The organism is Providencia sp. PROV033 (assembly GCF_028484855.1).
Lineage (GTDB): Bacteria > Pseudomonadota > Gammaproteobacteria > Enterobacterales > Enterobacteriaceae > Providencia > Providencia alcalifaciens.
On the sequence record NZ_JAMPSW010000072.1, the window covers coordinates 1 to 6,035 of the forward strand.

Annotated in this window: 9 protein-coding genes and 1 pseudogene; 5 read left to right on the top strand and 5 right to left on the bottom strand. The window is 37.6% G+C overall.

Annotation, left to right across the window (positions count from 1 at the left end; translation table 11 throughout):
- Window positions 1-49 precede the first annotated feature (49 nt).
- From PSF16_RS12440 to PSF16_RS12450, 4 genes are all read right to left on the bottom strand, one after another.
- Window positions 50-484: an antirestriction protein gene (locus PSF16_RS12440; protein ID WP_272689340.1), complete on the bottom strand. Its 435-nt coding sequence runs from the start codon at window positions 482-484 to the stop codon at window positions 50-52.
- Window positions 485-681: 197 nt separating this feature from the next.
- Window positions 682-1,071 carry a hypothetical protein gene (locus PSF16_RS17460; RefSeq protein ID WP_442959250.1) on the bottom strand — a complete coding sequence of 130 codons (390 nt, stop codon included), beginning with the start codon at window positions 1,069-1,071 and terminating at the stop codon, window positions 682-684.
- A complete protein-coding gene (locus PSF16_RS12445; RefSeq protein ID WP_442959251.1) occupies window positions 1,038-1,391 on the bottom strand; it encodes a GTPase in 354 nt (117 codons plus the stop codon). The genes PSF16_RS17460 and PSF16_RS12445 overlap by 34 nt, the downstream gene beginning before the upstream one ends.
- A 73-nt stretch (window positions 1,392-1,464) precedes the next feature.
- Window positions 1,465-2,391, bottom strand: a complete 927-nt coding sequence (locus PSF16_RS12450) for a hypothetical protein (protein ID WP_272689341.1) — start codon at window positions 2,389-2,391, stop codon at window positions 1,465-1,467.
- Window positions 2,392-3,296: 905 nt separating this feature from the next.
- Here PSF16_RS12450 and PSF16_RS12455 point away from each other — a divergent pair.
- Window positions 3,297-3,914, top strand: coding sequence for an inovirus Gp2 family protein (locus PSF16_RS12455; protein ID WP_272689342.1), 618 nt, complete (start codon window positions 3,297-3,299; stop codon window positions 3,912-3,914).
- 99 nt (window positions 3,915-4,013) lie between these two features.
- Window positions 4,014-4,244 carry a helix-turn-helix transcriptional regulator gene (locus PSF16_RS12460; RefSeq protein WP_196715753.1) on the top strand — a complete coding sequence of 77 codons (231 nt, stop codon included), beginning with the start codon at window positions 4,014-4,016 and terminating at the stop codon, window positions 4,242-4,244.
- Window positions 4,245-4,329: 85 nt separating this feature from the next.
- Here the strand turns inward: PSF16_RS12460 and PSF16_RS12465 are convergent, their stop codons facing one another.
- Window positions 4,330-4,764: a helix-turn-helix domain-containing protein gene (locus tag PSF16_RS12465; RefSeq protein ID WP_272689343.1), complete on the bottom strand. Its 435-nt coding sequence runs from the start codon at window positions 4,762-4,764 to the stop codon at window positions 4,330-4,332.
- Window positions 4,765-5,262: 498 nt separating this feature from the next.
- On the opposite strand from PSF16_RS12465, the gene PSF16_RS12470 reads away from it, so the two are divergent.
- The 3 genes and pseudogenes from PSF16_RS12470 to PSF16_RS12480 form a co-directional block, all read left to right on the top strand.
- Complete coding sequence (locus tag PSF16_RS12470; protein WP_272689344.1) at window positions 5,263-5,433, top strand: hypothetical protein; 171 nt, start codon at window positions 5,263-5,265, stop codon at window positions 5,431-5,433.
- A 19-nt stretch (window positions 5,434-5,452) separates the two neighbouring features.
- Window positions 5,453-5,740: an acid-activated periplasmic chaperone HdeA gene (hdeA, locus tag PSF16_RS12475; protein WP_272689345.1), complete on the top strand. Its 288-nt coding sequence runs from the start codon at window positions 5,453-5,455 to the stop codon at window positions 5,738-5,740.
- 123 nt (window positions 5,741-5,863) lie between these two features.
- Window positions 5,864-6,035, top strand: a pseudogene (locus PSF16_RS12480) (JAB domain-containing protein); the annotation flags it as partial.

A 6,035-nucleotide genomic window follows, 5' to 3' on the forward strand; every position in this document is an offset into this window, starting at 1 on the left:
ATTAAATGAAGATTGCTGGTGGGGGAAAGATAAAACCGTGACTGATAAATCAGTCTATAAGGCGAAAGATTTGTGCTTGCTCGGGATGTTGCATTGCATAGTCACGAAGTTGGTAAAAATACTCTACCAGCACAGGACTTTCGGTTTTAAATGACCAGATGCTATACACCAGTAAACAGACAGCAATACCGGCTGCTTCAGGGCTTAACTCAGCTTCATTTCCGTTATGCGGGTTAAACATTTGCAGGGAGGTTTCGAGCATATCAGGCCAGATAAATGCGCCGCCATTAGACAGCATACTGAACTCCCAAAAAGCGCCTTGATAGGTCTGACAGCATTTAGCCATCATGTTAAAGATATCGCCTTCGATACGTTGCCAATCGGGAACAGTGCCAAAGTAAAAACGCCAGAAGGTATCACGACCACGGGAATTGACGAGGTTGGTTTTGATAACCGTTGATTCTTGCTCTTGTAAGGTAAACATAATAGAACTCCAATTCAGTCGATATTGATAGACAGTAATAAACAAAAAAGCCCTACACCTTGCGGTGCAGAGCTTTCTCGAAATGATAGGTATATTGAGTATCATTTTTAGTGACTCATTCTGATGATTGATTCACTAAAATAATATAGATATAAAAATAAATGTAAGTTAATTAATGGGTTAGTCTGATGATGCTTTTATAATGAATCAGATTCGGGGATCCCTTCATCCGCTAATTGATAACCGATGTTATTCACGACGGTTTTGGGATCTAGTTTAATCTCAACAAGGTGCTTTCCTGTCTCTACGGATCCTTTATAGACATCGAGGGTGCTAAAAGGCTGACCTTCTTCATTACTGCCATCACTGACAAGATAGGTAGTATCACCATTACGCTGTTGGCTGTCCCATTCACGACAAGGCTCAATTTTATCCGCTTGATTCAAGATGAATAAAAAGCGCTTAGGGTCATATCCACAATCACGGACGAGAAATTGGTACGTGAATTCATCTGCCGTCCATGCTCGCTCGTCGGCTCGTAATACCCAAATGACTAAATCGAGTTTAGGTAGCCATTGCTGGTACAACGTGCGATAGGTTTATCGCGCTCACAGGACTCTCCAATACCGGGAAAATCCACGAATGTTAAGGTGCGTTTCCGCAACGCCATTTGAAGTGGAATGGCCTGAGTCGTGCCTCGCTCCACATGATTAACTGTTGATACGTTAGACTGAAATAACGCATTAATCAGACTTGATTTACCTGCCCCCGTTTTCCCCATTAACCCAATCGTTGGGGAATATTGAACAAGTGCCTGAATGTTATCAGCAATATGAGTTTGTAAATAAGCCAGTGGTTTTGGTAAAGATTTTGATATCGCGGTAGATAGGATTTTATGGGTAGACATGAAATATCTCCTTGTAGATTAACAAGGAGATAATATAGAGCTGAAATTATTTTCAATTGAAATGATAGAGGATTTAACGCTTAGGTTGTGAGTTTCTTGTGGTGATGCCTGTTGCTCGATCTTGGATTAACATTGTAATAATATCCATTTCTGTTTTTTGATAATGTTCACACAGCATATTTAAAGCTTGTCGGTCTTCTGCATTGAGGTGGTTAATGAGCTTTGACTGGGACTTCTTTGCACGATATTTTCTTTGTGCCCACGCTTTATTCATTTTTTCAATATTAACGCGACTTGTCTCTAATGGTTCAGACCATAAATCATGCATGGCATAAAAAGAATAGTAAAACTCTTCTGCACTTTTAGGTGTAGGTAGTTTAACCGGAAATAGTGGGTCATCCTCTTCTGGCTTATTTTTAATTTGATAATCTAATAGGTAATTATAAGCCCATTGACAGCCTTCTTTATCTTCAGGTGATAACCATGAAACCCAAAGAACGTTTGAATGTACTCTATCCCATGTTTCGTGGAATGATTGCATTAACGTATTAGCTGGTTCAATACTTCGCTTCTCAATACATAAAAAATCAAAAAAGGACATCATTAAAATAAGCCTTTCCTTATGATTAAAGGATGAGCTTGTGATATTGGCTTTTTCATACCAATTATCAGACGGTAATGGCATTAATTTATTAATGAAGTCATTTAAATATTTATTAAATTTCAAACACCCCCAAAAATAAAAAAGTGCCCGCTTATCTTCATCTAACCAGTCGAAGCTTTCTTCCGGCAGAATAACTTTATCATACGTTAATTGCATATCAAGAATAAAATCGCGATTGATTTGTGTTTTGCTTAAGGTATTTGAAAGGGCTTCTGACGCAAGCTTTAAGTTATCATGTTTTATTATTGGGGGAAATATACTGTAGCACCTCAGATAAGCAATATAAAAATTTAGTTCTCGATGATTATTTATCTTAATAAGCGGTTGATTGCTCATGAGCTTTCCTTTTTATATGTTGAAAATGCGTGATATTGTCGAGATAAAGCGTATGAAAAAATACCTGTAGTGTAGAATATATGTAGGAAGTGTGTTATTTCAAGTGATAAATGAGCTACTTGCCGTAGAAAATACTTGGTGGATGGCGTATTGAAGACTCACTATGAAGATTATTTATCTCGGTAGTAGCATTTTTACGTAGATTATCGCGCATCTCAAAGTGCGCACCTTTATTAAATATCATTATTATCATGTTCTTATAATTTACCATCTTTGTTTTTGATGATATTGGCTGGAAGGCTTCAGGGCTTACGGTATTCATGATGACCCGCGAAAAAATGAGGGTGGCAGTTAAAATTTGCATGTTTTTTTAAGGGGAAAAGTATAAAAATGAGGTCATTGAGAAGTGAAAATAGGGGACTAATATCAGAGTAGTGAGTTGTGGTTTTCATTGAAAAAATGCGCTCAAACTCAACTTAATTTCAGGTTAATGTCCATACGCTTGAGTACTTACTGAGGGTTTTTAACGAAAATAGCCTAATCGGTGTGTTGGTATAGTTATATAAATATACATGCTACATATAAACAATACATTTAAATATCAACACGACTATTCCAATACAAAAACCAACCTACACATCTAAAACGATACCTATAGACCTAGATTGGCATCATCTTCCATAAACCTATTAATGCGTAAATGACCTATATGGTTAAGCACATGTCTTATAAATCTACACTGACTTACCAACCTCTTATTCCCTTAAAAGTTCAGTCAGTATGACGATCTTGCAGCCTTAAGCAGCAGACTTAGATCGGTGAACTTATTCTGCTAATAACGAAACTGTAATTAGCAACAAGCCTTCCCATTGATATGACATCCAATCACATAAGAGGAACTCGTCATGTCAAAAAAGCTAAACCAACACTATGTAAACCAAATTAACCGTACCATCAATAAAGCACTGGCTGTACATAAACGCTTAACAGCCATACACCTTGATTTACGCTTTCCAATTACACCAGAAGATGTTGCAGATGACTCCACAGCAATTACCCGATTCTTTGAATCACTTAAGGCTAAAATCAAAAATGACCTTAAAAAGAAAAAAGAGGCTTGGAAACGTAATCTTTCCTGTGAATTACATTATTGTTGGGTGAAAGAGATTGGTGAAAAGAATAAACAAAAGCACTACCACGTGATGTTACTGCTTAACAAAGATATCTATCACTCCTTAGGGGATTTCAAAAAAGAGAGTGGAACCCTTTATGTCATGTTACAACAGGCTTGGTGCAGTGCCATCAAAATTGGGTATTTACCGTCTCGTCCATTAGTCAATATTGCGGGTAAAAATGTCACGCATTTATATCGTGTCGAGCAAGAAGAAACCAAAGATGGCATGTATACCTACATAGTGACGAATCAATCTCAAAATATCATTGTAAATCGAATTCGGTATCTCGCTAAGTTACATACCAAGTTCAATGTGGATGGTGAACGGTCATTTGGATGCAGTCGGTAATTAAAAACTGGAGAAGGGATGTCATGACTTGAAGTGATATCCCTTTCATCAAACCGGTATCGCTTCTGACTTTAATTTTAAAGACAGGAGTTCTTCCTCATGACAAATCCAATTGAAACATCAACAGTAACAATGCCATCACTGTTAAATGACCAATTTATCGATATGAAATTCATCACTAAGCTCACAGGCTTAACGGATAAGTGGTTTTATAAACTCATTCAAGACGGTGAGTTTCCCAAACCGATTAAACTGGGACGCAGCTCAAGATGGCTGAAAAGTGAAGTTGAACAGTGGCTACAAGAGCGAATTCAAGAATCGCGTACTTAGCGTTAACCTCATACCAATAAATCATATAGAAAGTGATACCTCGGTATAATTGTTTTAGCGGTCTGGTCACTTTTATATTTAAATTTCAATTTATTACATCTTCATTGTGTTTCATGATGCCTTCAGCAAATAGCGCCTGTAATCCACCTCGATTAAACGTTGAAATCACGCGATGTTTTTCTTCAGGCGTTAATGACTGAAAGATGTAATTCCAACCCGCTTCAATTTCTTTCGGTGTGACATTATTGGGTGGTGCAGGTTGCTGAGTACCTTTTCCCGTAACTAACCACTCTAATGAACACCCTGTGTATTTTACTATTGCTTCAATTTTGTCAATACCCGGAAGGCTCTGACCGCTTAGGTATTTTCTAATTGTAGCATCACTGATACCGCACTCACTCGCAAAACTACGAACGGAGTTTTTACCAATTAAGATTTTTAGTCTGTCCTTAAAACCTGTGATACCTAAAGATGAATCGGGGTTATTCCACAGGGAAATTGAACGAGATGATTGGGTCATTATTGAACTCCTTGGTGAGAGATAAAGTTTGCATTTTATTGATATAATAGTTCGTTGTGTGTTTGTATTCTAGTCACAATAATTTTTAAATTTGATATTAATAGCGTTTATTGGCTTGGTTTAGCTTCGCTTTATGTGCATATTGCGTATTATTATTTGAATTTAGTGCGCACTAGGTATGTTAAGAGTTTGGGCTTTTATGCTAATACTGGTATTGGGGGATTCAAAATAGATTTAAGGTGTTTAGGTGGATTTTTGAGCTTCTAAGGCTGCCAGTCATAGTGAATTTTCAACACGATTTTATGATAAGATAATGTCATGATATTTTGTGTCCACAGTGCCTTTCACGCCCTACTACTAATATTATGGTGATGGTGAGCGTTCTTTTAGATGTATACGAAGTTGTCCATTTGCCAGGGGATGTGTCATTCACTGATTTAAAATAACCATCATTTGATAATGTCGTATATTCGTTTTTCGAGTCATGAAGCCTGCCAGGTGGCGGTTAGTCCAGCTTGTCTCTATCGACTGGTGTATGGCAAAGCCTACCCTGATAAGCTCACCGAAGAAGAGGATTTAAATCTGAGTTTTCATATCGATGAACGGTTGTTACGCTATCACACACGGCCAATAATTATTTATCGCCAGTGGTGTATGAAAATTCCTTAAGAAAAGTGTCCTGATTTAGTTGCGCAGAACAGCAACTTCCGCTTTCGCAACAACGGACACTAAACCTGTAACGGACACTAAACCTGTATCGCAATGGAAGTGTGAAGACTTTTTGGTCATCGATGACAACTTTTATCCAACCGCCATTGGTGCAGCAGAGATTGTGACACAAAAAGGAAAAGTAGAAGACCCCACTTTAAATATTAGTGGTATCGAAACGGCAACTCCCTTGATTGTCGATGCGTGTAAAAAAGCCCCTAAAGAGTCATTTATTCAAAAAGTCGAAGAATATTTGAAAAAATGGTGAGGTAAAAAGTGCTGGGGTAATTAGACAGTAAAAATAAATAATTAGATGATATAAGTGAATTATTTTTCAAGGATTGAGCTTTGTTTTAGGCTTAATCCTTTTATTTTATAGCAGTAAGAGTGTTCTGCCGTTATCTTTGCACACAACCATCCGTCAGGCGATATCACGCCAAGCCAAGCGGATAAATCTATCACGCAACAATTAATAAAAGCATTGCAGCTAATTGAAGTTCGAGTACTTGACCATCTGATCATCGGTGGTCAGCAAATCTTCTCTTTCGCTGAGCATGGCTTAG

What these genes read in the sequence shown, in the direction of transcription:
- PSF16_RS12440 (WP_272689340.1), bottom strand. Translation starts at nt 484, where the DNA reads ATGTTTACCTTACAAGAGCAAGAATCAACGGTTATCAAAACCAACCTC.
- PSF16_RS12455 (WP_272689342.1), top strand. Translation starts at nt 3,297, where the DNA reads ATGTCAAAAAAGCTAAACCAACACTATGTAAACCAAATTAACCGTACC.
- PSF16_RS12450 (WP_272689341.1), bottom strand. Translation starts at nt 2,391, where the DNA reads ATGAGCAATCAACCGCTTATTAAGATAAATAATCATCGAGAACTAAAT.
- PSF16_RS12465 (WP_272689343.1), bottom strand. Translation starts at nt 4,764, where the DNA reads ATGACCCAATCATCTCGTTCAATTTCCCTGTGGAATAACCCCGATTCA.
- PSF16_RS12445 (WP_442959251.1), bottom strand. Translation starts at nt 1,391, where the DNA reads ATGTCTACCCATAAAATCCTATCTACCGCGATATCAAAATCTTTACCA.
- PSF16_RS12460 (WP_196715753.1), top strand. Translation starts at nt 4,014, where the DNA reads ATGACAAATCCAATTGAAACATCAACAGTAACAATGCCATCACTGTTA.